We start from the raw sequence: 26950 nt of genomic DNA on the forward strand, positions 1-26950 counted from the left end.
TGACGCATGAGTGAAAATCAGCCGGACGGCAAAAAACAGATTGCACTGAACATTGTCAGTGGCAAGAGTAAACATAAGGGTTTCGGCGCAGGCTCAATTGACCTGAACAGCATGTCACCGGTCATCATTGACCGAGGAGAGGCGAAAATTGATATCGGTGCCATGCATGCCAAAAGTAAAGTAGAACGTGGTATCAAGTTCTCTACGAATAAAGAGGACGTACCGAACGGACGCCAGGTATGGCTCGTATGGGTAGCTGTGGACCGTACAGCCGAAGGACGTATGTACGGCGGCGCCACCGCCTGCGAGATGCTGATTGACGACGAGGCCAAACGCGGCTGGAAAATCCTCGCCGATCACGTCAACCGTATGGATTACGCGCTCAAGCGTCGTTTCATGCTGGAGGATCTCGGCAGCGAAGATAAGGCAGCGCTCAAAAGCCTGCTCATTTCGCATAACGAGGAATGGTGGGACGCTTCGCCTGAGGAATTGAAGCAAGCGCTGGAAGGGTAGGCCAAGCGTTAACACGATTCCAGTGTACACAACTGCTTAAAGAGCAGTCGGCAGTAAGGTTCAGAAGTAGACCGATACCTTGGTTGGGGGCGGTCTACTTCTTTTTCATGTAGGTAAGCAATGCTGAATGAACATGCCAAACATGATCATCAAAGAAATTGCTGGAAAAGTATACTATAAAAAATCTGTTTTTAAGAGATAAAACACTTAAATCCGCAATTTGTTAGAGCACCTCCAAGTTACATGAAAATTATTGTAACAGATATGTAGTTATGAACTGATAGCTCCTTGACATCCTGGAAAGGCATTCACTATAATTCAGATAGAAATCGCTTCCACTCTTCTTTCTATTCATTTTGTGGAACCGGTTCCTTGAAAGATGTAGTTAAGTCCTATTTACTGTTTATGAATGTAATCTCTAAATAAGGTGGCATCGTTATGTTTAAATGGTTGAAAAAGAAGGCGGCTCCTCGTATTGAAGAATTCGAAATGATAGCACCAATCAAAGGAAAAGTGGTTTCCCTGGAGGAGGTTCCAGATCCTGCGTTCTCTACGAAAGCTATGGGGGATGGCATCGCTATTCATCCGTCTGAGGGTAGGGTCACCGCTCCTTTCGCGGGAAAAGTTGCCCATGTCATGGAGAAAAGTAAGCATGCTCTGATTATTGAACATGAATCCGGCGTACAAGTTTTGATACATGTCGGGATTAATACCGTCTCTCTCAAAGGACAAGGGTTTAATCCTCATGTCCAAGTAGGAGATAGCATTAAAGCTGGGCAATTATTGATGGAGTTTGACCTGGATGCGATTCAACAGGGTGGATTGCCTGTAATTACGCCGGTAATCGTTCCAGATGGGCAAGAGATGATTAGCCATGTGGAAATCCTGGAAGGTACATCTGCCTCTCCAGAAGTACCTGTATTAAGAGTTCACTTAAAAGCCTAGTTCTCATTCAAAAAAGACTAACCAGGAATTCCTGGTTAGTCTTTTCTTTAGATGATTCACTGACCAGTCAAGGGGTGGGTACGACCATGTAAATCAAAGGTTAGGATTCATATATTTCAGATATCCGCTGATTACAATTGCCTTCGTACAGCCCTCCATGAAAGCAGACCACTTTTTTAATATCATATGGCAGCAGGTTTTTAAGAGATTCTTTGGCCATATTGAAATCACAGCAATATTGCGGGTCTGGAGCCAGTAATTTGCCGCTTACCACGCGTAGAGCATCTCCTGCAATCAGGGTTTGACTGGATTTATGATAGAAACTTAGGTGTCCTGGTGTATGTCCAGCAGTATCTATAACTACGATCCCCCCACAGAAGGGCAGTTTCTCTCCGGCAACGATGGTGGAGTTTACAATAGCCTTTGGGGGATTTTCAAGTGTACGCCGGAATGCGTGTCTCCACTCTACCGGAACGGATTCGGGCATGGAGCTTACAGCTTGATCTATTGCTTCTGGAGTCAGCTTTATAAGCTGTTTTTCTCCCTGTATATAGGGCTTTTCGATAGAACTGGCTAATACTTGAACTGGGGATGAAGAGGCTCGGACTATATCTGCTAAACTGCCGATATGGTCAAGGTCCTGGTGTGTTATTAATATAGAGGTAAGTTTATGGATTGCTAATCCGGTGTCTAGAATAGCCTCATGTAAAAGTGAGAGTTGCCCGGGGTAAGCCGTATCAACTAAAATCATGTTATCTTCGTCCCACACTAAAGTCGGGTGAATACTCTCTATACTTCCCATAATGTTAGCAGAAACCTGGAGCATGTGTATTCCCTTGTCTAATTGCATCGAATCCCTCCCATAAGAGTTGATGTAATACAAAGGAATCGTATCATTAAACATAAATATGTAAACCTATACTATATCATAAAAATAATTATTTGTAAATATGTAGAATTTTAAATTTGTGTGACAGTTAGGAGTGATGACGTGAAGAGAATTTATTTTGTCAGACATGCCCAAGCAACAGGACAGGAACCAGATGCCCGACTTACCGATGAGGGTACCCGACAAGCTGAGCAGTTGGTTGATTTTATGGAGAATGTAGGTGTGGAATATATTGTGTCCAGCCCGTGGAAACGGGCCGTGCGAACCATTCAGCCCTTGGCTGAACGGAAACAGTTGCAGGTGTATACTGATGTACGTCTTCAAGAACGGGTACTTAGCCATGAGCATTTGGATCATTGGCTGGACGTGCTGGAACAGACCTATTTGGACGAGGACTTGAAGCTGGAGGGAGGGGAATCATCCCGTGAAGCAGTAGATCGAGGAATCCAGCTTGTTCAGGAGCTTATAGAGCGGGCGGAAAAAACGGTTATCATTGTAACTCATGGAGCTTTACTATCTCTTCTCATTCGACATTACGATCCGCAGTTTGGGTTTGAGGACTGGAAAAAGCTTTCGAATCCCGACGTGTATTTGCTAGAACTGAAAGAAGCAGAAGCCAAGATTCACAGAGTGTGGGGTTGAAATAAATAAAGCACGTTCACATAAGTGCAGAATGGAATCGAAAGGGGAGGCGCATGTTGAAGGCAAACCGTTTTTTAGAATTAGAAAAGGCGTTGTTTCGAGCTTGGTCTTTGGAGTCTAGCTCTAAATGGACAGCAAATAACCCCGCGTCTGGGCAATGTGGTGTCACAGCACTCGTCGTTCAGGACAGGCTTGGCGGCGATATTTTGAAAACATGGCTGGATAGTGGTTGGCACTATTACAACCGTATTGGTGAGGGCATTGTAGATTTTACGAGGTCTCAATTTTCAATCCCTCCACAGTATCAGGATGTATACTCCAACCGGGAGGAGGCTTTTTCGGACACCAATGCAGAGCAGTATGCAGCCTTAAGTCAGAGATTAAAGGAATTTCCAAACGAAGAAGAATAAGGGGATTTAAATCTTGATGCAGTCATAAAGACGTGATTTTTGAACCTGATCCAATGGAAGGTGCTTTTTGTTGCCCAATATACATTAAAGAACTGAGTAATCAGTAAAATTCTTGAAGATAAGAGCTGTATTTACGTTATAAAATGAGCTATATACTGAGGTAAGAATAATAAAGAAGTCGTGCGCTAACACGACTCGAATATACAACCACTGCTTAGAAAAAAACTAATGCAGCCAATGGTATGGAATGCTTAGAGAAGGGGGCAGTTTGGTTTTACAATTGCCCTTAGCCGAATTTAATTGCGCCTGTGTAAGAAAGATACTTCCTTCCAGATTAGCCCCACTTAAATCAGCATCTCTAAAATCCGTACCGATCAAGTCTGTCATTCTCAGGTCAGCCTCTCGCAAATCAGCAGCAATCAGTAAAACTCCTCTCAGGTTGGTACCTCTAAGATTAGCGCCTCTTAAATTAGCCCCGATAAGGTCTCTACTTCTGATTTTTTTACTATATTTGTTGTGCTCTATGTTTTTCTTAACTTTTTCTCGTACTAACTCACTTGTTTGTAAAAGTAAATCATTGACTAACGCCCTATGGGTGGGTACATGAAGATTTATGAGAGATTTTGGATCTTGATTCGTAAGCTGCTCGGTTTTCGCCATAGCCTTTTGTAAGTCTGTATAGATGGGATGAGTTTCTTTTAAGTTAAGGGCTTCATTTAGGTAATAAAGCATTTCATGAAGCTGTTGCATGATGGGAAATATATTGAACATTTCCTCAGCTATTGCCGGATCGTCTCGCCAGCTTTTTCCGTTGTATGTAACTTGGGAAACTTTTTGGCCTGCTCCAAAGCAATCATATACTGTACAGCCTCGCAAGCCGTTATTTCTTAGGTTCTTATGAATATTACAACGATAATCCGCATTTAGGTTTTGACAAGGGGTTCCTCCGTCCTTATTAAAAGCAAAATCGGCTGATTTAGCATAAGGCAAGGCTACACAGCATAAACCAAAACATTGTTCACAATTTGCACTATACAATAAACACACATCCTTTTATTGGCACCTATTAAATATAATATTACCAAAAAAAGATGGAGCATGGTCTATTGTTTTTCTATAGACTTCTAGAGTCTGCTGGATCGTTTAGAGAAGAAATTTAGTCTTTTGCCAAATTTAATTGCCATGAAACACCGTATTTGTCTTCAACCCAGCCAAATTGTTGGCTTACGGGCGAGGCTTCAAGGGGCATTAGAACTCGGCCTTCCTGAGATAGCTGACCAAACACACGATGAATTTCTTCTTCCGAATCACAAGTGACGAATAGCGATAGAGCTGGGGTAAAAGGGTGTTTGTCCTGATGGTTATAGTCTATAGCCATAAAGGTTTGCCCTTTGAGGTTGAATACGGCATGTAACACGGTCCCATCTTCCTGATGGAAAATGCTCATGATACCAGACGGCTTAAAGACAGAGGTATAATATTGCATGGCTTCTTCTGCTTGACCAGAGAACATGAAAAATGTTGTAATTTTTGGATTGGAATCATGCATGAGATCAACTCCCTAGACTGGATCGTAGATGGTAACATCTTTCCTCTTTTTTAATAGAAATATTCAGCATTAGAGAATTGCTTTATGAAGACGTACACACGTGAAAGGAGAAAACAGGATGATGGACGCGACAGCAAGACTTATGGATATGTTCGGCTCAGGCAAGAAGCTGGACGCCAGCATCATTTCCGCCTATACGGATGTGGTTGCCCAATATGGGACAGTGGAGGATGCGTGGGAGTTATATAGGCTTTTTGTAAAAGATCCCCACCATTATATCAGGGGGTTGCTCCTCCAGCCGATCATGAGATGCGGGGATGTTACTTTGGCGCAGGATATGTACGAGCGTTATGTGCGAAATCAGGCATCCCCAGAACATATACCTGACGGTGTGCTGTATGTGCTAGGTTATTTGGGTTATGTGGAGGCTGCTGCTGATCTTGTCGCTTTGGTGAACGGATCGTATGGAGCTGTGTCTGTGGATGCCTGTTTGGGACTGGTACATCTTCCATGCGAACCGTACCGTGAGAAACTGGCGGCTGAATTGGAAAAAGTATTGGATCAGCATTTGTTTAATGAATTCTTACCTCTGCTAAGCTTCAAATGCACTACTGAAGATATGGTTCCACGATTGGTGCATTGGGGAGAACGACATGCCTCGGTAGACTGTAATGCGGGAATTATTGCTGGAATTGCCTTGTTTGGAGAGGAGCAAAGGGATACGATTCGGTCTATTTTGTGGAATCCGCTTTGGGAGGCTCATGGAACAGCTACGGGAAGCTGTGTGTGGTCTTATATTGCTATGCAGCATGTAGGGTTGACCTTTAGAGAGCTTATTCAGGATATAAAAAGCTGTGATGTGTCCAAAGCAGGTGTACAGGACTTGGAGTACCGTTTGGAAGTGTTGTATGAGATGCTGGAACTAAAACTAAGTTATACAGCCCGACCGATCCGGTTCGCTCGCTGTAACGAGGAATCATTTGGTCAGCTCTATAGCGATTTATTTAGCTGGTCCACAGAGCATAAGGATGACTCTATGATAGGCTGGATGAACGACAATTTAGGGTATAAGCATCGGCTGCTGGAACAGTATGATGAGCTCAGGAAACGAGTCGAGATTAAAATGATACATGAAATTGAGCTGGAGCATGTTCAAAAAGGAAGTTAATCGTATCAGGAAATAAGAATTTTTGATGTAAAAGGACGAAATAGCGGAGTTTGGCGGAGATATGGGGATTCGCCCAGTCCGCGGGCTGGTGTCCCGCATAGGATACATCAGCCTAGACACAAGGAGTGAAACACATGTCTTTACTGCCACAAGTTCCTTTCGGAACGCAACCGGGTATTCCGGGTCCATTCACGCCGTCAAGTCCTCCGATTCCACAATTTCCTGATATGCAGGATTCGTTCCCGTCTCCGATAGGTCCGCCACCAGGCCCAGGATCATTTTCGCCACAGCCGTTCTCACCGCCGCCGCAAGGGCCGTTCGGTCCGCAAGGTGGGCAGCAAGCTCAAGCACCCACTTCTCCACCACCGCAATTTACGCCACCGAAGCCGCTGGTTTCGGCGTATGCGGTTGACCCTGGAGCCATCTTCGGTTGTTTGTTCCGCAACACGTTTGTATGGCTGACGAACGGAGAGCGTTTTTGGCTGTACCCTGTCTTTGTAGGCAGAACATCGGTAGCGGGTTTTCGGTGGAGTGGACGTTTTTGGTTTTATTATGGTGTAGACCTCAACCGTATTGAGTCGTTTAGCTGTTATTGGTAATAGCGCAGCTTTAGGGAAGAGCGGGGTTTAACGGGATGATGGCTGATGGCACTGGCAAGAGAGGTAAATGGGCATATGAGGTAAGTGATGCGAAAATAAAAAGACTGAGAGAGCGCTCATCGCGTTCCCCCAGTCTTTTTTTGCTATTAATCCATCCACCAACGCTTAAAATTGCCCCACCACGATTTCTTTTCAGCTTGTCGCTCCGCTTGGTCAGTTGGTGTGGATGCCGGTTGGTTATCTTGCCCCGATAGCGTCTCCTTCGGCTCCGTGCCGCTGACGAATACCTCCAGCCGCTTGTCCGGGCTGTCCGGTGCAGCCAGCTTGCCGCTGGCCGGGTCAATATAAGCGCTGACTACGCCGTCAGGGATAGGAAAGATTTTGGGTGGCACATTCTCCAGCGCTTTCTCCGTATATTGCGCAAAAATCGGAGCCGCCCGTCGGGCATCCTGTGTGCTGATGTCCTTGCCCTTGTCATAGCCGACCCAGACAGCGGTGGACAGCTCGGGGGTAAAGCCGACCATCCACGCATCGGTGTTGGTCGTGCCGCTCTTGCCGGCAACCGGGCGCTTGATCAGCTTCGCGACCCGGTTGCCAGTGCCGCCTTCCTCGAACACGCCTTCCATAAGGCGTGTGAGGACGTAGGCGGAGGCGGGCTTCACCACCTGCACGGGCGCGGCTTGGGGCGCTTCGTACAGCGACCGCCCGGCAGCATCGGTGATGCGCAGCACTGCCACCGGAGCCACCTTTTGCCCGCCGCTACCGATGACCGAGAAGGCCGAGGCCATCTCGAACGGGCTGACGGGCGACACACCCAGCGCTAGCGAAGGTACGGGCTTGAGCTCGCTTGTAATGCCCATTTTGCTGGCGAGATCCATGACCTTATCCGTTCCCACCTTCAAAATGGTGCTAACGGCATAAATATTATCGGACGCCGCAATTGCGCGCCGAAGATCTATTTCGCCCAAATATTTGTCTCCAAAATTTTTGGGCTTATAGGTCTTGCGATTGTTATCGTAGTGGAACAACGTCGGTCGGCTTTCGAACTTGGACGTACTCGTCAATTCGCCGGAATCCAGTGCGCTTAGATACATAATCGGCTTGAAGGAGGAGCCTGGCTGCCGGGTTGTGGCCAGCGCATGATTATATTGATTCCCGACATAGTTCGTTCCGCCGACCATGGCCTTGACATGCCCGTTGCGCGGGTCCATGGAGATTAACGCGGTTTCCAGTCCGTTGCTGTTCTTCATGCCCTCGTTTACAGCCGCCTCGGCTGCTTGCTGCATGTGCATGTCCAGCGTGGTATAAATACTCAGGCCGCCATGCTCAAGCACCCCTTCGCTAATCCCGAGCTGATGTGTCACCAACTGGCGGACGTAATCGCGGAACCAGGGAGCGGTTTCCACTGTCCGACGCTGGCTCTCGGGCCGCAGGGCTAACATTTCCTCATAGGCCTTGGTGGCTTCAGCCGGTGTAATTTTGCCGATAAGCGCCATGGAGTCCAGAACAATTTTCTGCCGATCCTTTGCATTTTTCATATGATTATACGGTGAATAGTAGGTTGGCCCTTTTGGAATACCTGCTAACAGGGCGCTTTCGGCCAAATCCAGATCTTTTGCGGATTTACCGAAATACATTTGCGAAGCTGCTTCAATGCCATAGGCGCCGTGACCATAGTAAATTTCGTTCAAATACATTTGTAGCAGCTCATTTTTGGTGTACTTCATTTCAAGCTGTGCGGTATAGATAGCCTCCTTGGCCTTGCGCGTCCACGTTTTCTCATGAGATAAGTATAGATTGCGTGCAAGCTGCTGAGTCAGCGTGCTGGCCCCTTGCGACATATCCCAGCGGGTCAGATTAACGATTACCGCCCGGCCCAGACCTTTGAAATCAAAGCCAAAATGATCGTAAAACTTCCGATCTTCCACAGCCAGGGTAGCTGCAATCAAATCGGGTGAAATGTGATCAAGCTGGACCGGAATGGATTCTTTGCCTCCAGCAGAGAAAGTGGCGATGACTTGCCCCTGACTATCGAGCAGACGTGAATTCCGATCCGTATCCGCGAGCGGAAGGCTGGTCGTGTACAAATAGGCGAGCAGGATGCAGGCGGCGATGACCGTCAGGATCGTGAGAGACATCAGTCCTTGAAACAATCGAAGCCAAAGCGGTTTACGCTTGGGGGATCGTCCGGTCGTATCGGTCATCATGCCACCTCCTTCCATAGTTGATGTTCTCAGTATAGTCAATCCGAAAGCGTCTATTCATCAGATACACATACGTGTCTATTTTAAACAAGATTAAATCTCCAAATTGCTTTAGCAGCTCATTCAGGTATCACTTATAATGCAAAAAGTGTGAAATTCCAATGTGTTTGGTACAATAAATATAGCAAACTTGGCGTTTGCGTGTTACTGATATAAGGAAAGTCAACGTTTATGCTACCGGATTGCCGGACACATACTTTGATCAGAAAGAAGGTTGGAATGATGGACTTGTGGTTTACGGAGAAGCAGACTCCCTCTTTCGGTATTACAGCAAAAATCAAACAAACCTACGTCTCTGAGAAAACAGATTTTCAGGATCTGGCTATGATCGAGACAGAGGAATTCGGCAATATGCTTGTTCTGGATGGCATGGTGATGACAACGGTTAAGGATGAATTTGTGTATCACGAAATGGTAGCACATCCAGCTTTGAATACACATCCCAATCCGAAAAAGGTTTTGGTTGTGGGCGGTGGCGATGGCGGCGTTATTCGTGAGGTCATCAAGCACCCTGAAGTGGAAAAGGCTGTATTGGTGGAGATCGACGGTAAGGTGATAGAATATTCCAAGAAATATTTGCCTGAAATTGCCGGAAAGCTGGACGAGCCTAATGTAGAAGTGCTGGTCAATGACGGATACATGCACATTATTGAACACAAAAATGAATACGACGTCATTATGGTCGATTCGACGGAGCCCGTAGGTCCGGCAGCCCCGCTGTTCGAGCGCGGGTTTTACCAAGGTATTTTTGAAGCATTGAAGGAAGACGGTATTTTCGTTGCACAAACGGATAATCCTTGGTTCAAGGCAGATCTGATTCAGAAGGTTAACAAGGATGTGAAGGAAATTTTCCCGATTGTGCGTGTATATGGTGCGAACATTCCAACCTATCCGAGTGGTCTATGGACATTCACGTTGGGTAGTAAGAAGTATGATCCGCTCGAAGTAGACGAAAACCGAATTCCAGAGATGGACACCCGATATTATAGTCCGCGTTTGCACAAAGCGGCGTTTGTACTACCTAAGTTTGTAGAGGATTTAACGAAGTAAACATTTTAAGAAAAAGCGTCTTAGTGGTCTTTATTGCCTGTTTTTGGGCGGAAAGGAGCGCTATAGGCGCTTTTTTGTCTTGAATAAGATTTAAAAATGGCCATGAAAGCATACTGGACACTGAATTTCCTTTTAAGATAAAAGAAGGAAATTTAAGGGTGTGTGTAGAATATACAAAAAACCAGACATTTAACAGATTTGTAAGGTCAACAGGGACGGTTTGGTTATGGAAATACATAAATCGGCGATGTACCAAAGAGGGGGAAACTTTTTTGATCAGACGCTCTTTTTATTACCTGTGGGGGTCCCAGACGATCTCCAACGTAGCAGATATCATCTACATGTTGAGTGTAGTGGTATTGGTGTTCAGCTCAAGTAATTCCTTAATGACGACTATTCTAATCCCGCTGTTCCGATTGTCTGCCCAAGTGCTTAGTGGGCTCGTTGCACCAATCGTCCTCGGCCGATTTCGGCTAACACGCGTGTTGCTATTTTCCCAGTTTGGTCAGTTTGTCATTTTTACGCTACTGCTGCTTTATTTGTGGATCGTACCTGAGCAGAGGTCGTTTCTATTTATTTTTGTGATGGTGTTCGGTATGTCTTTTCTGGATGGCTGGACCAATCCTGCGCGTAATGCGCTTGTACCCCGTTTGGCTACGGGTGAAGGGCTAATGCGTGCCAACGGCATGGTGGCGGTCAGTGATCAGGTGGTCAGGTGTGCAGGCTGGGCGCTGAGCGGAATTATTGTGGCTTGGCTGGGTTCCCTGAATACGCTTGTGATTGCATCCTGTTGTTATCTCGTGGCTGTAACTGTCACGTCCTTCATTCGTGATCCGCTGGATCAGAAGGAATTAAGTCTTGAAGCTTCGGATTCCTCGACAAATGCAGTAGAGCCTGCAAAGGCAAAGGAAAAAGGCTCCCATTGGAAAGAGCTTGGGGAAGGCTGGACAATCATTTGGCACAACCGTCGTATTCGTTCTCTGATGATCGTCGATAGCGTGGATAGTATCGGGGGAGTCTCCTGGCTTGGGGTATTTATTCTGGCGTACGTCAGCCAAGTGCTGCATCGGGATGCGAGCTGGTGGGGCTTTATGAATGCGTCCTTTTTTTCGGGCACGATTTTGGGTGGATTGATTGTCGTTGGCTTGGTCAAGCGATTGCAAAAGAACAGCTTTTTGTACATGCTCGGAGCATTGCTGGTGTATGTACTGATTACCATTGTATTTGCGCTGAATACCATCCCCGCTGCTGCGCTTATTCTTTTTGCTGTATCAGGCTTACCTGTTCAGATGGCTGGTATCATTCGCCGCACCTTGCTGCAAACCAGTGCACCGGCAGCCCAGCTGCCCAAAGTGATGGCGGGAATTGATGTGCTTACAAATCTCGCTTTCGGTCTGTCTTTGTTATTCATGGGCTGGTATGCAGACCGTTTCGGTATGGTGCAGGTGTATTTGTTGGCTGCGGCCATGACTACCGTTGCTGTTCTGATCGGCTGGTTCTACCGCAGGGATTTTCAGGAAAGTGAGCAAATGGACCAACCAACCGCTACGGGCGCTGGGATTTAAAATTGGGGTTCCCGTTAGGCGTGACAGCATTCATTGGATGAGTTCAATTTTACAGGAACACCACTGGAATAACGTTGACGGTGGTGTTCCTTTCATATCATATTAAATTAAATGGTATGTCTGTTGAGCAATACGTGCCATTCCTAATGTCAGGTCCGTTTGCTCGTGAGATATGTTTTGACGGCAGGAGGAGTGTAATTTGTAAATTGCTGTAGGATTCCTTGCGAAGTAGTATCCGTAATTACCAACGCACGATATTTTTCCTGCATAAATTGTTCCTCAACCATACGATTAAACAAGGAAATAAGAGGATCGTAATAATGGTTAATATTTAAAAGACCGCATGGCTTTTCATGCAAGCCTAATTGCGCCCATGTGAAAATTTCAAAGTATTCTTCCATTGTACCTGGGCCACCTGGTAAAACAATGAATCCGTCCGCAATCTCTGCCATTTTAGATTTTCGTTCGTGCATGGAATCAACAATGATTAATTCGCTCAGGCCATTATGTGCAATTTCACGGCTTTGCAAAAAGTGAGGGAGTACACCGATGACGTGACCTCCTGCATGAAGTGCCGCGTCAGCCACTGCACCCATTAAACCAACACTTGCTCCTCCATAAATCAGGCTTATTTCCTGTTCGGCAAGTGCCTTGCCCAGAGCAACAGCATGCTCTCGATAAATCTCAGACGCTCCATTACTGGAACCGCAAAAAACAGCAATGCTTTTCATATGAGATTCTCCTTTATGTATATCTTTTTGCAAGTTTTTGCTGGTGTGTTCGAAATATATCCTCCAAGGTGATGTCATACTTGTTGGCGATCACGATGAGATTACCCAGTACGTCTCCAAGTTCTTCAGTTAAATGCTCCCTGTTCTCCTCGAATGAACCATCGATCTCATCAGGCCGGTCTCTGCCGATCTCCAGGGCGCGAATAGCTCTCGCAACCTCCCCGGTTTCCTCTGCCAAGAAACCAATTCGGACGAAGATATCTAAATCAGACCAGTTCCTCTCTTGATAATATTGCTTGACCCACTTTTGAAATTCATTAATATCCATATTCAGCCTCCCAACTGAAACCCATGCATGATGTTGACTATACAAACCATAAGGTTTAGATGAAACGGAAACGTTTGTTCTCGTTTTATTATATAATATAGGGGGGGGATTTATCAAAGAAAAATAAAAAAGCCAATTGCTTAAAAAGCAACCGACTTTTTTTAAGAACGTTGACCTTACTGATGCGACCGTATCCGGTCAGCCTTTTAAGCCGTAGTAAACTGGCTGTTATAGAGCGAGGCATAATGGCCGCCGCTGGCAAGCAGCCCCTCATGGGTACCACTTTCGACGACATCGCCGTTTTTCATGTATAGAATCAAATCCGCTTCGCGGATGGTCGATAGTCTGTGAGCGATCACAAAGCTGGTGCGTCCGGCAATCATTTTCATAAATGCTTTTTGGATACGCGCTTCTGTCAGAGTGTCTATGCTACTGGTCGCTTCATCCAGGATCAGCATAGGTGGATCGACGAGGATTACCCTCGCGATGGTAAGCAGCTGTTTTTGGCCTTGCGACAGGCTGTCACCTGACCCGCTGATGACCGTATCGTAGCCATGAGGCAGTCGCTTGATGAAGCTATGCGCATTGGCAGCTGTTGCAGCCGCGATGACTTCTTCGTCCGTGGCTTCCGGCTTCCCGTAAGCGATATTGTCCCGAATGGTTCCGCTGAACAGCCATGTATCTTGAAGCACCATACCAAAGTTAGTCCGCAGGCTGTCCCGGCTCATGTCGTTGATATTCACCCCGTCGATGGATATCGAGCCGCTGTCCACATCGTAAAACCGCATGAGCAGATTGACGAGTGTGGTTTTGCCAGCTCCGGTCTGCCCGACAATGGCCACACGAGTGCCTGGCTTAACTTCTAAACTAAAGTTCGTAATGAGCGTACGTTCCGGGTTATAGGAGAATTTGACATGATCAAAAAGAATCGTGCCTTTGCTGCGCTCCAGCTGTACGGCGTTCGATTTTTCCGGCTGCTCTGGCGGTGAGTCTAAAATCGCAAATATGCGCTGAGCAGAAGCCGTGGCTGCCTGGAACTGGGTGAGAACACCCGTAATTTCATTAAAGGGCTTGGCGAACAAATTGGTATAAATCAGAAAGCTCGACAATCCACCTACCGAGATCCCACCCAAAATGATGGAGATACAACCAATCATGGCGGTGACTGAAAAAGTCATGTTGTTCACCAATCGGGTGGAGGGGTTGGACAATGATCCGTAAAACTGTGATTTCACCCCGGCTTGATACAATTGTTCGTTTCTGGCGGAAAATTCCTCAAGCGAGCGGTTTTCATAATGAAAAGCAGTAACTACCCGTTGTCCGTCAATCATTTCTTCTACGTAACCGTTCAGGCTTCCTAAAATTTTGGCCTGTTCGCGGAACATACGCTGTGACCTTGTCGTAATGAACCGTGCCACACCGTATGTGATCGGGGCAGACACCAATACGACCAACGTCATGATCGGACTGATATACAGCATGAGTACAATGGAGCCTATAATCGTAATAATCCCGGTAATCAAGGTGGAAAAGCCTTGCAGCAATCCATCCGACACAGCATCCATATCGTTCACAAAACGGCTAATGCTGTCTCCTTGCGGATGAGTGTCATGAAAGCTTAACGGAAGGATATTAAAATGATCAAATAACTCCCGCCGCATATCATTTACGGTCTGAAAAGCAATACGGTTCGTCAAATACGTGAGCAGCCAGCTAAACAGACTGCCTACAACATATACAATGCCTAATCCAGCTAGAATCTGTACAATACCTTTAAAATCCACTGCTCCCTTATTCACCATGTGGTCGATAGCTTGACCAATCATGTAGGGTCCGATCAGACTGGCAAGCACGCTGAGAATCGCACTGACGATGACCCAAAATGTTGTTGTTTTATATTGACCGACATAGGTTAACAATCTTCTCCAGGTTTCCTTGCCACTCATTGGTCCACCTCCTGCGTTGAGAGCTGGGAGCGATTAATTTCCTGATATACCTCCGAGCTGCTCATCAACTGATCATGTGTGCCGATTCCGACAATCCGGCCTTCATCAAATACAATGATTTTATCGGCATGCTGTACACTGCTTACTCGTTGCGAGACCAGTAGGACAGTCATGCGGGTGCTATTTTCCCGTAGCGATTTACGGAGAGCGGCATCGGTTGCAAAATCAAGTGCGCTTGAGGAATCGTCCAAAATCAGAATTTCCGGATTGCCTACAATAGCTCTGGCAATGGTAAGTCGCTGCTTTTGGCCTCCCGATAGATTAAGTCCTCCTCGGGTGATCGGGGCATCGAATTTTTCCGGCAAGTTAGAAATAAATTCATCCGCTTGCGCGATTGCTGCGGCTTGAGCGACTTCCTCGTCGGTGGCGTGTTCGTGTCCCCAACGGATATTATCCGCTATCGTCCCAGTGAACAGCAGCGCCTTCTGAGGAACAATACCGATTTTCTGCCGCAATTGCTCAAGCTTATACTGCCGTACGTCGATGCCGTCAACCTGTACACAACCCTCTACCGCATCATAGAAGCGGGGAATGAGATTCACAAAGGTGGATTTCCCCGAACCTGTTCCTCCGATGATTCCAACCGTTTCACCAGGATAGATGTTTACCACTACATCGTTAAGTGCCAGTTGCCCTGTCGTATTGTATCCAAAGGAAACATGATCAAAAGAGATGGCTGGTACAGCGCCATGCCCACTTGTTCCCTCCCTATCTATAGATGTAGAAGTAGCAGCAGTGTCGGAAATCGAAGCTTGCGTGTCTAGGACCTCCTGAATCCGCGCTGCTGAAGTGGCAGCCTTGGTGAACAAAATAATTAAATTGGTCACCACAATCAGAGCTAATAAAATTTGCGTAATGTAATTAATAAAGGCAATAATCTCCCCTTGTGTAAGTGATCCATATTGGATATGGATGGCGCCGATCCACAGGATTGCAATAATAGCTCCGTTTACCACCAGCAAGGTGGCAGGGCTTAGCAAAGCAGAAATACGTCCGACACGAATAGCGGTCTGAGTCAGGTCATCCGAAGCGGCGTTGAATTTAACTCGCCCAGCGCCTCTTTTGGCAAATGCGCGTATGACCCGTACGCCTGTAAGATTTTCGCTAAGTACCAGAGCGATTTTATCGAGTTTTTTTTGATACCGACGATACAGTGGTGAAGCCTTCGTAATGACCACATACAGGATCAAAGCTAGAACCGGTGTAGCCGCCAACAGCACCAAAGCCAGGCGGAAATCCAGGATCATGGACATGATAATAGCCCCGATACAAATAAAAGGAGCACGAATGACCAGACGAATCAGCATCGCTACAGCCGTTTGGAGTTGATTGACATCATTCGTAATCCGGTTGATGAGCGAGGGCGTACCGAACTTATCGAGATCAGCATAAGAAAACGATGAAATATGTTTAAACATCGTATTGCGCAGCGTAGTTCCGAATCCTTGGGAGGCACGGGCTGCGTAAAACTGACACACTAATGAACTGCCAAAGCCCAGTATAGTCATGAGTAACATCAAAAGACCCATCTGCCAAACATAATGGGTGTCTCCTTTACCTACACCATGATTGATCATTAAGGCAACCATAGTGGGCAGCAATAGTTCCAAGATGGCCTCAATCAGTTTAAATAGAGGCCCAAGAATCGTTTCCTTTTTATAGGGTTTCAAAAAAACAGCAAATTTCAGCAAATAAACCATCACCTAACCTAAATAATGTATATAGCCTCATGCCGCAATAGCATATCTGAATTTGATTATGTCATATCCCCAACCATATGAATAATATTTAATATATATTAGAGGTATAGGTTTTACATATATCAGTACCGGAGGGCCATAATGATGGAATTGAGACATCTCAAGTATTTTTTGGCGATCGCAGAGGCCGGACAGATTACAGCGGCAGCCAAAAAGCTGCAAATCGCACAGCCTCCCTTAAGTCAGCAGCTCATGCAACTGGAGGAAGAGCTTGGTGTAAAGCTCGTGCATCGAGGCTCACGAAGCATCCAGTTGACGGAGGCCGGCATCATTTTACAGAATAGGGCCAAGCAGATTCTGGAGCTGACAGATGCCACAACGAGAGAAATTAACGATTTTGCCTTGGGGATGAAGGGTACGCTTACCATTGGAACGGTCTCCTCTTCCGGCGCAGCCCTAATGAAAGACAGGCTTTCCGAATTTCATAAAACCTATGCGGGTGTAAAATTTGAAATTCATGAGGGAAATACCTTTAGGATTCTCGATCTTTTGAACAAAGGAATTGTCGAGGTCGGTATCGTCAGAACCCCTTTTAATACCACTGATTTAGGGTGCAGATATGCGTCCTCCGAACCGATGATCGCAGTGATGACAGAAGAACATGACTGGAACCCCGAACAGAAGACCATCCCGTTGTCTGACTTGAAAAACAGGCCGCTCATCGTTTATCGCCGCTTTGAACAATTGATCCACGATACCTGTATAAAGCATGGCTTTGAGCCAAATTTCTTTTGCAAAAACGATGATGCTCGCACCACGCTTCATTGGGCTAATGAAGGGTTGGGGATCGGTATGATTTCGCGGTCTGCGTTGTCACTCGGAAGCAATAACCAGTTAATCGTTAAGGAAATTATGTGTGAAGAATTGCATACACGTGTGGCGGCTGTCTGGATGAAGGATAAATACATGTCTTCTCTAGCCTCTCGATTCATTGAAAGTTTTAGCCAAGCATCTGATGGAGCTGACTTAAGGTAGCTAAATTTTTTGGATGAAAGCATCTTTTTGTAAAAACTCATTTGAATTGCAATCGGGAACTGGATATAGTAGTACAGTAGGATAGCAATAGAATGGAGTTTGAATACATGCCACATAATGCAAAGGTCCGAATCCGTCTTCATAGTCATCATGACGGAGAAGATGTGGTACAGGAACTTCCCGGAGAAGCGATTGTGCGTGGGAAGCATCTATATATAAGGTACGATGAGCCGCAAGAAAGTCCTGAGGGCGGTACGACACGGAACACAGTCAAAATCGGACCGGATGAGCTAAAGCTGATTCGTCACGGTGAGGTACAATCAGAGCAGTCGTTTGCGCTGGGACGCAGGTTGCCTGGATTTTACCGCTCGCCTTATTTAAACCTGAACATGTCTGCGCATACGCAGAAGCTCGATATTCGGATGGATGGATTCAGCGGGCATGTGAGCTGGACCTATGATCTGTACGTATTTGAGGATTTCTCGGGGCATTTTGCCATCAGTTTGCATATACAGGAGGAGCAATAATCATGACAAGCAATCCACTGGAACTTATTAATCAAAAGGTGACTTCAGCAATTGAGGCGGCGGTGCTGGCTGCCGGAATCGTGAGCCGCGAAGAGCTGCCGACCATTACGCTGGAGGTGCCCAAGGACAAGTCACACGGTGATTTGGCTACCAACGCTGCGATGCAGCTCACCCGCATTGCGAAGAAGAACCCACGGCAAATCGCTGAAGACTTAATCGCGAATATGGATTTAGCTTCCGCTTCTATTGAAAGTGCGGAAATCGCTGGACCGGGTTTTATTAACTTCCGCCTGAACAAGAGCTACCTGTATGCAGTCATTGGACAAGTGCAGGAGCAGGGGGCAGATTACGGGCGTATACAGGAAGGTGCAGGCAAAAAGGTACAAATCGAGTTTGTCAGCGCCAATCCGACAGGTAGCCTTCACTTAGGTCATGCACGTGGTGCAGCCGTAGGGGATGCTCTCTGCAACGTGCTTGATTTTGCCGGATACAAAGTAACTCGTGAATACTATATTAATGATGCGGGCAACCAGATTTACAACATGAGCCGCTCTATTGAAGCGCGTTATTTGCAGGAGCTGGGACAGCCTGCGGAGATGCCGGAAGATGGTTACCATGGTGAGGATATCATCGGGTTTGCCAAGGAACTGGTGGCTGAAAAGGGCGATTCTCTGTTGTCCATGGAACCGGGAGATCGTGCTGCTTATTTCCGTGACTACGGTCTGGAAAAGGAACTAAACAAGATTAAGCGTGATCTGGAGCTGTTCCGTGTACCTTTTGACTCCTGGTTCAGCGAAACGTCGCTGTATGAAAATGGTGAAGTGCTTAAAGCGCTGAATGAGCTGCGTGACCGTGAAGAGATTTACGAGAAGGACGGAGCTACATGGCTGAATACGACCAAGTACGGCGACGATAAAGACCGTGTCTTGATCAAAAATGACGGTACATATACGTACCTGACCCCGGATATCGCTTACCATCGCGATAAATATGCTCGTGGGTATGACACGATCATCAACATTTGGGGAGCGGATCACCATGGCTATATTCCACGGATGAAGGCAGCAATGGAAGCACTGGGTAATGACCCGGATAAGCTTAAAGTGTTGATTGCCCAAATGGTCAGCTTGTTCCAAAATGGGGAAAAAGTAAAAATGTCCAAACGTACTGGCAAGGCCGTGACGATGGAAGATCTGATGGAAGAAGTGGGTGTAGACGCGATCCGTTACTTCTTCACTATGCGCAGCATGGATTCGCACCTGGATTTTGACATGGATTTGGCGATTTCCACTTCCAATGAGAATCCAGTATTCTACGTACAATATGCGCACGCACGTGCATGCAGCGTATATCGTCAAGCTGAAGAGCAGGGGATTGCTGTGCTGCCGTTGGCAGAAGTTGACTTGTCCAAGCTGACGGCTGAGCATGAATACGATTTGCTCCGCAAAATCGGCGAGCTGCCGGAGGAAGTATCGGTGGCGGCTGCAAACTTTGCACCACACCGTATGATTCGCTATGTCTACGAGCTGGCTTCATTGTTCCACAGCTACTATAAGGCAGAGCGCGTCATTACAGAGGATGCCGCTCAAACGCAGGCACGCTTGGCGTTGTTTGGTGCGGTGCGCACGACCATTGCCAACGTACTGAAGCTAGTGGGCGTGTCTGCACCGGAACGTATGTAAGCAAGCAACTTTAACATCATGACCTTGTAGTCATATAAATAATAATAAAAGGAACCGAGGCGCCACTCTCAACAGGTTGGCGCCTCGGTTCCTTTTTATGTTGGATTAGCTTAGTAGCGTTCCAGTACCAAATTCGTTTTCAGGGAATCGGCGGGAACCAGCCATCCTTTGGATTGCAACAGGTTCATCAGCTTGGTGCGGTTGCTGGCGGCAACACTGTAATCCGAGGTTTTGAAGGAGATTTCGATAATATTTTCTGTACCTGATCCGTTTGCGCTGCGAATAGGCCATATTTCAACGTCGGTATCCAGTCCCTGAAAGCTACCTTCATATTTGCTGACCTGTACCGGACCGCGTACTCTGGAGTCTGCCAGAGTTTTCTTGCCCCAGTTGCTGGATTTCCAGTTTTGCAGCTTGCCCGGAAGATTAACCTGTAGTTGCTTTAATGCTTGATCTGGGGAAGGCAGAGCCAATCCTTTGGAGGCGTTTGTTTTTTTATCATTGGAAAAACTTAGTGTTTGCTTGCTGTATCCCCAATCCACCTCAGCCTCATAATTATCATCAGACGCGCTGAACCCTTCTTTATTCGCTTGGGTGAGCGCCGCGTCGATATTTCCATTTGTGACCGTATAGCGCTTTTTGTAGGTTAATTCATAATTTTTTTTGTCCTCTTTTTTGCGAAACCTCACGTTCCAGCCCTCGTCATTTAATTGCAATGAATTTGTATCAAAATACTCGACGCTCAATCGTTGTGCATCGTCGCTAATTTGAAACTCGTTCACGATGCCACTTTTTAATGAGCCATCCGCATTGAGCACCTGAGCCGTATCCAGTAGTAGCTTCACCTCATAGCTTGGTGTGGCATTGGCGGCAGCTTGTACCGGTTCTGCTCCTTTCCATCCTGTTACGAGCAGTACTGCACTCAGAGTTACTACCGACATCAATTGGGTGATACGAAGGCCTGTTTTCATTTCATCCTCTCCTGTTCGTCCGAATAGGTTACACGCTACACTTTACGGGTGTATTGTCAGTCGTATGTCAAAGCACGAGGGTACTCCGGTAAAAAAAAGACATAATTTCTATATGACAGGTAAGATTTAATCTTGGTTCCATGATAAATATTCGGTGAATCTGTGAATGAGCGCCGAGCGATGGCGGTCTTTGTTGCTGACCATATAAATATACCGCTCAACAGACTGCCCCGGAATAGGTCTTACAACCAGTAAGCCCCGCTCAACCTCTGACTGAACGGCAATGCGAGATACAAAGGAGATGTGTTCTCCCAGCATAACCGCCTGTTTGATGGCTTCCAGTGAATCCAACTCCAGATAGGAGGGAAGTCGCCGACTCCCACGCTCCAGCCATTTGTCGGTCACGTGGCGTGTGCTGGAATCCTTGCCATGTAATACGAAGGAGGAAGAAGCGATAAGCTCGGGTGTCAAATCGGTTTCGTTGGCGAGCGGATGAGTGGGTGAGCAGATGAGCATCAGTTCATCTTCGCCCAAGGATTCTGAGAGTAGCGTTGGGGATTGAAACGGCTCTGCCGAAATGATGCCAAGATCAATTTCGTGACGAGCGAGCATGTCCTTGATCACGGGCGCAGTTTTCACAGACAAGGCGATGTGAATACCCGGATGCTCACGGGCAAAGCGGTGCAACACAGCAGGAAGCAAGTAGGTAGCGGGTACATAGCTTGCGCCAATACGTATGCTTCCCCGCTGGAGCGTATCGAACTCGCGGACGACTCGCTCAGCTTCGGCAGCCAGTGCATTAATTTTGCTGGCATAGTGCAGTAGCGCATTTCCAGCATCCGTCAGGATGATTTTGCCCATGCGTGTGTCAAACAGCTTTACGCCGAATTCACGCTCCAGATTTTTCATATGAAAAGTAACAGTGGGTTGCTTTAGGCCAAGAAGCTCGGCGACCGTGGTAATTTTATGGTGCTTATTCAGCAGTTCTACAATATGTAACTTTAGAAGACTTAAATTCACTTAGAATGCCTCGCTTTCAGGTTAATTGAACAATCATGCCTATTTGTATGGGTAGCAGCATCAATCCCCTCTATATAGATTAAATCTATGAGTGTTAACACAATTCATTGAAATAATTAATTTTGTTTTAACTTTCCAATAACACAGGTTGCGAATTCAAGTTTTACACTGGGGTCAGTCAGAAGAACAGGCAGGTAATGCGATGAATCAGGATCTATATATTCACGGATTAAGTAAAACCTTCAGCCAAATAACAGCGCTGCATGAGACGAATCTGGTCGTACGACGGGGTAAATTCACAACACTGCTCGGACCGTCCGGATGTGGGAAAACAACGCTCTTGCGCTTGATTGCTGGTCTGGAGACACCGGATACCGGCACAATCACGATGGGAGAGGAAATTCTTTTTTCGGCTGAACGCAAAAAGGATATTCCCGCGCATCTCCGCCACTTTGGTATGGTCTTTCAGGATTTCGCGTTGTGGCCGCATATGACGGTGTTTGAAAATGTGGCCTTCGGCCTGCGTGCGGGCAAGCGGGGGAAAGGGTTTGCCAGCGCCCGAGACAAGGAACTGCGGACAGTGGTGCTGGAGGCGCTCGACATGGTCAGATTGTCAGGGATGGAGGATCGGTATCCTCATCAGCTATCCGGTGGTCAGCAGCAGCGGGTTGCCTTCGCAAGAGCGGTTGCTATCCGGCCTCGACTGGTGTTGTTCGACGAGCCTCTCAGTGCGCTGGATGCGGTGCTACGGGAGGAGATGCGCATTGAGATGCTGTCGCTTGTGCGCGATCTGGGGCTGACCGCCCTATATGTCACCCATGATCAGATCGAGGCCATGTCCATGTCTGATGAAGTGGTTGTTATGAAAAATGGACATATTTTGCAGACCGGAACACCAGAGGTGATCTACGGTTGCCCAGCTCATCCAGAGGTGGCGAGGTTTATCGGCAAATCCAACTGGCTGGAGTTGGAACGGACACTGTTTCGTCCTGAACATGTCCGTTGGGAACAGGAGCAAGCGGATCAGCACGCTTTTACAGTAGAGATCATGCATGTCAGCTATGTCGGCGATCGTTATGAAATTCGTATACTAGCCGAGAACGGTGAGCAATGGACTGCATATCACTCCACCCGCTTGCCGATTGGCGAGAAAATGCACATTTGGGTATCACCGCAACACATCCACCAACTTGAAGCATAAGGAAAAGGGGTATATATAAGATGATGAATAGGCATGTTTTTCGTACAGGATGGAAAAAAGGGACGATGCTCGCATTAACCTTGACTTTTGGACTCGCTGTGGCGGGTTGCGGAACAGCAACGCCAACCAAGGATGGGGCGCCAGCTAATGGATCAGCAGGACAAGCGGAGGCGGCATCCACCGATCAGAAGTTGGTGGTCTACAGCGCAGGCCCGGATGGACTGGCGAAAAAGCTGATAGCAGGATATGAGGCGCAGAGCGGAGTGAAGGTAGAGTTGTTTCAGGGAACGACAGGAAAAATTTTGGCCCGTATGGAAGCCGAGAAGACGAATCCGGTAGCGGACGTGGTTGTGCTGGCATCGCTTCCGTCTGTACAAGGCTTGAAAAAGGAAGGACTAACACTGCCTTACCCGGATGCCAAAAACGCGGACAAGCTAAATCCAGACTGGTCCGATAAGGAGGGCAACTACTTCAGTACCAGTGCTTCTGCTCTGGGCATTGCGTATAACACAAAGCTGGTGAAAACACCACCAACTTCATGGGCCGATTTAGCGAAGCCTGAGTACAAGGATCAGGTTAACATCCCCGACCCATCACTGTCCGGCTCAGCATTGGACTTTATGACAGGCTATCTGAGCGCCAAGGGCGATGGAGGCTGGACGTTGTTTGAGCAGTACAAGGCAAACGGTGTGGCCATGGCTGGTGCCAATCAGGAAGCGCTGGACCCCGTGATTACCGGAGCTAAAGGTATAGTCGTTGCTGCGGTCGATTACATGACCTACAAGGCTAAAGCCAAAGGCGAGCCGATTGACATCGTCTATCCAACAGAGGGAACCGTCATCAGCCCACGTCCTGCTGCAATTCTCAAGTCAACGCAGCATGAGCAGAATGCCAAGGCATTTATTGACTATCTGTTGTCGGACGACGCACAGAAACTAGTAGCGGATGCCTCCTTACTCCCGGGCCGCACGGATATCAAAGCTGACAAGCGTGCCAATCTGGACGAGATCCCATTGCTGAAGACCAATTGGGAATGGATGGGCGAACATGGATCAGACGTGACAGAGAAGTTCACGCAAATGTTCAAATAAGCCGATGGGAGGCTTATCCGTTAAACACATCAGAGCGTGGTGTCTGACGCTGGCTCTGATCGCGCTTCTTTTCTTGATTGTGATGCCGTTGCTGCAAATCTTTATCCAAAGTGTGTATGTTGATGAAGAATTTCAGTGGGATGCACCTTTTCGAACGTTAGCTGCTTCACCATTTGCGGGAGTGCTATTCAGCTCGATTTGGCTAGGTATCTGTGTGATTGCAGGAACAACGGTACTTGCACTTCCGCTAGCCTGGATCATGTCCAACACTCGTCTTGCGCACTGGCGCTGGTTGGATGTCGTGCTGCTAATTCCGTTTATGACCCCGCCCTATATCGGGTCCATGGGCTGGATTCTGTTTATGCAAAAAAACGGATATCTGGAGCAGTTGTTCCCGGACCTGTATTTCTTAACGCCATCCTTCTTTAGCCTTGGTGGCATGGTGATGATCATGAGCCTACATCTATTTCCATTCCTGTACCTGCTGCTGCGCGGGGCGCTGGTGAGGATTGGCGGGAGTCTGGAGGAGGCGGGTGCCGTAATGGGCGGCGGCTTTCTGTACAGATTCCGTCGAATCATTTTACCGCTGCTGCTTTCGGCTTACGGAATGGGCGCGCTGCTCATTTTCGTTAAAACGATTGCCGAGTTTGGCACCCCCGCTACCTTTGGGCGACGTATCGGGTATGAGGTCATGACTTCAGAAATCCACAAATACATTTCTAGCTGGCCCATAGATTTTAGCAAGGCGACGTCGATGGCCTCGGTGCTGTTAACCGCCTGCCTGCTCATGTGGTATGCGCAGTCGGTGATCAACCGGAAGTTTACGTATAGGCTGGTAGGTGGTAAAGGTTCGCGTCCGTCCCGTCTTCGTATATCCGGTTGGACTACGGGGCTGAGTGTTGCATTCATTCTATTGTTGCTCATTGCGTCCATTGGCATTCCTTATTTTTCAATTCTTTCAGCCTCGACGATGAAGCTGAGGGGAATGGGACTTGCCTGGGATAATTTGACGCTCGACTCTTACAAGGAACTGCTGTCTTGGGGATCAGAGAGTATGGAGGCGCTCCTGAACAGCGTATTTCTCTCTTTGGGCGCATCGACGCTTGCTGTGGTGCTGGGCACTTGGTTTGCACTTGTCATTGGCGGCTCACGCACAAGAATCCAACGGACGGTTGATGCATTTAGTTTGCTTCCGAATACGGTGCCGGGAATTGTTATGGTGGTGGGCCTGATTTTGTGGTGGAACTCACCATGGATGCCGATTCCATTGTATAACACATACGGCATGGTCATTCTGACGTATGTTATCTTGTTTGTTCCTTATACTGTGCAGTATGTCAAAAGCGTCTTTACACAGGTGGACGCTGGCCTTTTTCAGGCGGGGCAGGTATTTGGCGGGCGACTGTCTTATATATTCCGCCGGATTGTACTGCCGCTGATTGTACCGGGAATGCTCGCTGGTTGGATGATGACATTTACCATTGCTTCACGCGAATTGGTAGGATCATTACTGATTTTGCCACCATCCGTTCAGACGTCAGCAACCTACATATTTGCACAATTTGAACAGGGACAGGTGTCGCTTGGGATGGCGATGGCTGTCATATCGGTCGGAATGACCACGTTGCTACTGATCTTAATGGAAAGCTTAAACTCGCGAAGAAAGTGGAAATAATCATGACTAAGCTTAGGATTTGGGGAGGGGCGGGCGAACATGGCCGTTCCTGCTATGTTTTTGAAGGAAAACAGCATCGCGTCATGCTGGATTGTGGCGTGAAAAAGGAAGGAACCGGACAATATCCGGTTTTCCCACCGCAGGTGGCGGAGAGACTGACCGCTGTATTGCTGTCTCATGCACATGAGGATCATTCCATGGCACTCCCCCTACTGTACAAGTATGGATACCAGGGGGAGGTCTGGACGACCAAGGCCACTGCTGAGCAGTTAGGCTCCTATTTTCGCTCCTGGCATACTTATGTTGAATCAAGAGGAGCAGAACTACCATACGACGAACAGAACATCCAATCCATTGCTTATCGCTATCTAGAAGATGAGGCGCCAGCAGGAGAATGGCTTGAGGCTTGTCCGAGTATGAGAATCATGTGGGGACGCAGTGGACATTTGGCTGGTGCAGTATGGTATGTGGTAGAAATGGAAGGGAAGCGGTTGTTTTTTTCTGGAGATTACAGCCGCGAATCTGAGCTTCTTGCTGCCGATGCGCCAGACTTGGGTGTTGGGGAGGGGCTGCATGACCTGCCTGAATGGAAGTCAGAGCCCAATCTAGCGGACATATCCATTATGGACAATGCGTATGGCATGGATATAGACCCGCAGCCTGTTAAGCTGGAGCGGCTGAGGGTCGAGATGGAGCGGATATTATGGTCTGGTGGCCATGTGTTGTTGCCGGTGCCTGCCTTTGGCAGAGGACAGGACTTGATTGTATGGGCTAGTGAGCAATTCCCTGAACAGGCAATGATTGTAGAGCACGACATATGGCAGGGATTGAAACAGTTAAACCGCTGGAAAGAATGGCTGCGTCCGGAAGCTCTAGCGCGAATAAAACATGTGCTAAACAGTGACAGGGTCTTCGTGCCTCGTGATGCTGCGGAACGAGTGAGTCTGCTGGAACAGAACCCAACGGCTATTATCATAACAAGAGACGGCATGATGGATTCCCCACAGGCGCGCTGGTACTATCAGTATCTATCGGATAACCGCAACATGGGGGAGGGTAATGATAGCGGAGAAAGAATCAGCAACAGTGTTATATTGACCGGGCATGCTCCACATGGTTCTTTTGGCAAATATCTGTTGGAACGTGTGGATCAAAATAACAGCTGTGTAGCTCGGCATTTGATTTATAAGGTGCATCAGGGATTATCAGATGTGCGGCAAATGCTGAAGGAGCTGCCTAGCAAACAGGTTGTACTCGTTCATGCGCCGAAGCTGCAGACTGACCTGGTACGAGATGAGTTGATAAGAGAAGAAAATAGTGGATGTGAAGGTCCTTCCAGAAAAGTTCACTCTCTGGAGCCAGGCGATACACTAGAGGTTTAGTATCACA

The 26950-nt window shown here is 47.4% G+C and carries 25 protein-coding genes; 15 read left to right on the forward strand and 10 right to left on the reverse strand.

What is annotated here, in order from left to right:
* The first annotated feature begins 6 nt into the window (after positions 1-6).
* Both MLD56_RS00545 and MLD56_RS00550 read left to right on the forward strand, forming a co-directional pair.
* Entirely contained in the window at positions 7-513 is a 507-nt protein-coding gene (locus MLD56_RS00545) for a YwhD family protein (RefSeq protein ID WP_029514934.1), read from the forward strand.
* 438 nt (positions 514-951) lie between these two features.
* Positions 952-1458, forward strand: coding sequence for a PTS sugar transporter subunit IIA (locus MLD56_RS00550; RefSeq protein ID WP_029514933.1), 507 nt, complete (start codon positions 952-954; stop codon positions 1456-1458).
* Positions 1459-1558: 100 nt separating this feature from the next.
* On the opposite strand, the gene MLD56_RS00555 is transcribed toward MLD56_RS00550, so the two are convergent.
* On the reverse strand, positions 1559-2308 hold the full coding sequence (locus MLD56_RS00555; protein ID WP_029514932.1) for an MBL fold metallo-hydrolase: 750 nt from the start codon (positions 2306-2308) through the stop codon (positions 1559-1561).
* Between the two features lie 141 nt (positions 2309-2449).
* Between MLD56_RS00555 and MLD56_RS00560 the strand changes: the two genes are divergently transcribed.
* Together MLD56_RS00560 and MLD56_RS00565 are read left to right on the forward strand one after the other, a co-directional pair.
* Positions 2450-2989: a histidine phosphatase family protein gene (locus MLD56_RS00560; protein ID WP_029514930.1), complete on the forward strand. Its 540-nt coding sequence runs from the start codon at positions 2450-2452 to the stop codon at positions 2987-2989.
* Positions 2990-3045: 56 nt separating this feature from the next.
* Positions 3046-3399, forward strand: a complete 354-nt coding sequence (locus MLD56_RS00565) for a YunG family protein (RefSeq protein ID WP_029514928.1) — start codon at positions 3046-3048, stop codon at positions 3397-3399.
* 225 nt (positions 3400-3624) lie between these two features.
* On the opposite strand, the gene MLD56_RS00570 is transcribed toward MLD56_RS00565, so the two are convergent.
* Both MLD56_RS00570 and MLD56_RS00575 read right to left on the reverse strand, forming a co-directional pair.
* The gene (locus MLD56_RS00570; RefSeq protein ID WP_029514927.1) at positions 3625-4437 is read right to left on the reverse strand and encodes a pentapeptide repeat-containing protein; all 813 of its coding nucleotides are present in this window, start codon (positions 4435-4437) and stop codon (positions 3625-3627) included.
* 118 nt (positions 4438-4555) lie between these two features.
* Positions 4556-4948 (reverse strand): VOC family protein, encoded by a 393-nt coding sequence (locus tag MLD56_RS00575; RefSeq protein ID WP_029514926.1) that lies wholly within the window; start codon positions 4946-4948, stop codon positions 4556-4558.
* A 118-nt stretch (positions 4949-5066) separates the two neighbouring features.
* Here MLD56_RS00575 and MLD56_RS00580 point away from each other — a divergent pair, with 118 nt between their 5' ends.
* The gene (locus tag MLD56_RS00580; RefSeq protein ID WP_029514924.1) at positions 5067-6116 is read left to right on the forward strand and encodes a hypothetical protein; all 1050 of its coding nucleotides are present in this window, start codon (positions 5067-5069) and stop codon (positions 6114-6116) included.
* Positions 6117-6250: 134 nt separating this feature from the next.
* Positions 6251-6715: a hypothetical protein gene (locus MLD56_RS00585; protein ID WP_029514922.1), complete on the forward strand. Its 465-nt coding sequence runs from the start codon at positions 6251-6253 to the stop codon at positions 6713-6715.
* 146 nt (positions 6716-6861) lie between these two features.
* Here MLD56_RS00585 and MLD56_RS00590 read toward each other — a convergent pair whose 3' ends face one another.
* Positions 6862-8919 (reverse strand): transglycosylase domain-containing protein, encoded by a 2058-nt coding sequence (locus tag MLD56_RS00590; RefSeq protein ID WP_029514921.1) that lies wholly within the window; start codon positions 8917-8919, stop codon positions 6862-6864.
* Between the two features lie 282 nt (positions 8920-9201).
* On the opposite strand from MLD56_RS00590, the gene speE reads away from it, so the two are divergent.
* Together speE and MLD56_RS00600 are read left to right on the forward strand one after the other, a co-directional pair.
* Entirely contained in the window at positions 9202-10029 is an 828-nt protein-coding gene (gene speE, locus MLD56_RS00595) for a polyamine aminopropyltransferase (RefSeq protein ID WP_029514919.1), read from the forward strand.
* A 272-nt stretch (positions 10030-10301) separates the two neighbouring features.
* Complete coding sequence (locus MLD56_RS00600; RefSeq protein WP_029514918.1) at positions 10302-11594, forward strand: MFS transporter; 1293 nt, start codon at positions 10302-10304, stop codon at positions 11592-11594.
* 149 nt (positions 11595-11743) lie between these two features.
* On the opposite strand, the gene MLD56_RS00605 is transcribed toward MLD56_RS00600, so the two are convergent.
* The 4 genes from MLD56_RS00605 to MLD56_RS00620 form a co-directional block, all read right to left on the reverse strand.
* On the reverse strand, positions 11744-12325 hold the full coding sequence (locus MLD56_RS00605; protein ID WP_029514915.1) for an LOG family protein: 582 nt from the start codon (positions 12323-12325) through the stop codon (positions 11744-11746).
* A gap of 13 nt (positions 12326-12338) precedes the next feature.
* The gene (locus MLD56_RS00610) at positions 12339-12653 is read right to left on the reverse strand and encodes a MazG nucleotide pyrophosphohydrolase domain-containing protein (protein ID WP_029514913.1); all 315 of its coding nucleotides are present in this window, start codon (positions 12651-12653) and stop codon (positions 12339-12341) included.
* Positions 12654-12859: 206 nt separating this feature from the next.
* Positions 12860-14599: an ABC transporter ATP-binding protein gene (locus MLD56_RS00615; RefSeq protein WP_029514911.1), complete on the reverse strand. Its 1740-nt coding sequence runs from the start codon at positions 14597-14599 to the stop codon at positions 12860-12862.
* Positions 14596-16350, reverse strand: coding sequence for an ABC transporter ATP-binding protein (locus tag MLD56_RS00620; protein ID WP_029514909.1), 1755 nt, complete (start codon positions 16348-16350; stop codon positions 14596-14598). Before MLD56_RS00620 ends, MLD56_RS00615 begins: the two co-directional genes overlap by 4 nt.
* A 153-nt stretch (positions 16351-16503) precedes the next feature.
* Between MLD56_RS00620 and MLD56_RS00625 the strand changes: the two genes are divergently transcribed.
* From MLD56_RS00625 to argS, 3 genes are all read left to right on the forward strand, one after another.
* Complete coding sequence (locus MLD56_RS00625) at positions 16504-17394, forward strand: LysR family transcriptional regulator (protein WP_029514908.1); 891 nt, start codon at positions 16504-16506, stop codon at positions 17392-17394.
* Positions 17395-17486: 92 nt separating this feature from the next.
* A complete protein-coding gene (locus tag MLD56_RS00630; RefSeq protein WP_080658551.1) occupies positions 17487-17921 on the forward strand; it encodes a YwiB family protein in 435 nt (144 codons plus the stop codon).
* Positions 17922-17923: 2 nt separating this feature from the next.
* Complete coding sequence (gene argS, locus MLD56_RS00635; RefSeq protein WP_029514906.1) at positions 17924-19603, forward strand: arginine--tRNA ligase; 1680 nt, start codon at positions 17924-17926, stop codon at positions 19601-19603.
* A gap of 110 nt (positions 19604-19713) precedes the next feature.
* Here argS and MLD56_RS00640 read toward each other — a convergent pair whose 3' ends face one another.
* Positions 19714-20574 (reverse strand): hypothetical protein, encoded by an 861-nt coding sequence (locus MLD56_RS00640; protein ID WP_029514904.1) that lies wholly within the window; start codon positions 20572-20574, stop codon positions 19714-19716.
* A 126-nt stretch (positions 20575-20700) separates the two neighbouring features.
* Entirely contained in the window at positions 20701-21594 is an 894-nt protein-coding gene (locus MLD56_RS00645) for a LysR family transcriptional regulator (protein WP_029514902.1), read from the reverse strand.
* A 202-nt stretch (positions 21595-21796) separates the two neighbouring features.
* On the opposite strand from MLD56_RS00645, the gene MLD56_RS00650 reads away from it, so the two are divergent.
* Genes MLD56_RS00650 through MLD56_RS00665 form a run of 4 tightly spaced genes read left to right on the forward strand, consistent with a single transcriptional unit; the run spans position 21797 to position 26943 of the window.
* Positions 21797-22795 carry an ABC transporter ATP-binding protein gene (locus MLD56_RS00650; protein ID WP_029514901.1) on the forward strand — a complete coding sequence of 333 codons (999 nt, stop codon included), beginning with the start codon at positions 21797-21799 and terminating at the stop codon, positions 22793-22795.
* Between the two features lie 20 nt (positions 22796-22815).
* Entirely contained in the window at positions 22816-23886 is a 1071-nt protein-coding gene (locus tag MLD56_RS00655) for an ABC transporter substrate-binding protein (protein WP_029514900.1), read from the forward strand.
* Positions 23887-23890: 4 nt separating this feature from the next.
* Positions 23891-25561, forward strand: a complete 1671-nt coding sequence (locus MLD56_RS00660; protein WP_029514898.1) for an ABC transporter permease — start codon at positions 23891-23893, stop codon at positions 25559-25561.
* The gene (locus MLD56_RS00665) at positions 25558-26943 is read left to right on the forward strand and encodes an MBL fold metallo-hydrolase (RefSeq protein WP_029514896.1); all 1386 of its coding nucleotides are present in this window, start codon (positions 25558-25560) and stop codon (positions 26941-26943) included. The genes MLD56_RS00660 and MLD56_RS00665 overlap by 4 nt, the downstream gene beginning before the upstream one ends.
* The last annotated feature ends 7 nt before the right edge of the window (positions 26944-26950 follow it).

Origin of the sequence: Paenibacillus peoriae, from assembly GCF_022531965.1 — a bacterium.
Taxonomy (GTDB): Bacteria; Bacillota; Bacilli; order Paenibacillales; family Paenibacillaceae; genus Paenibacillus; species Paenibacillus polymyxa_D.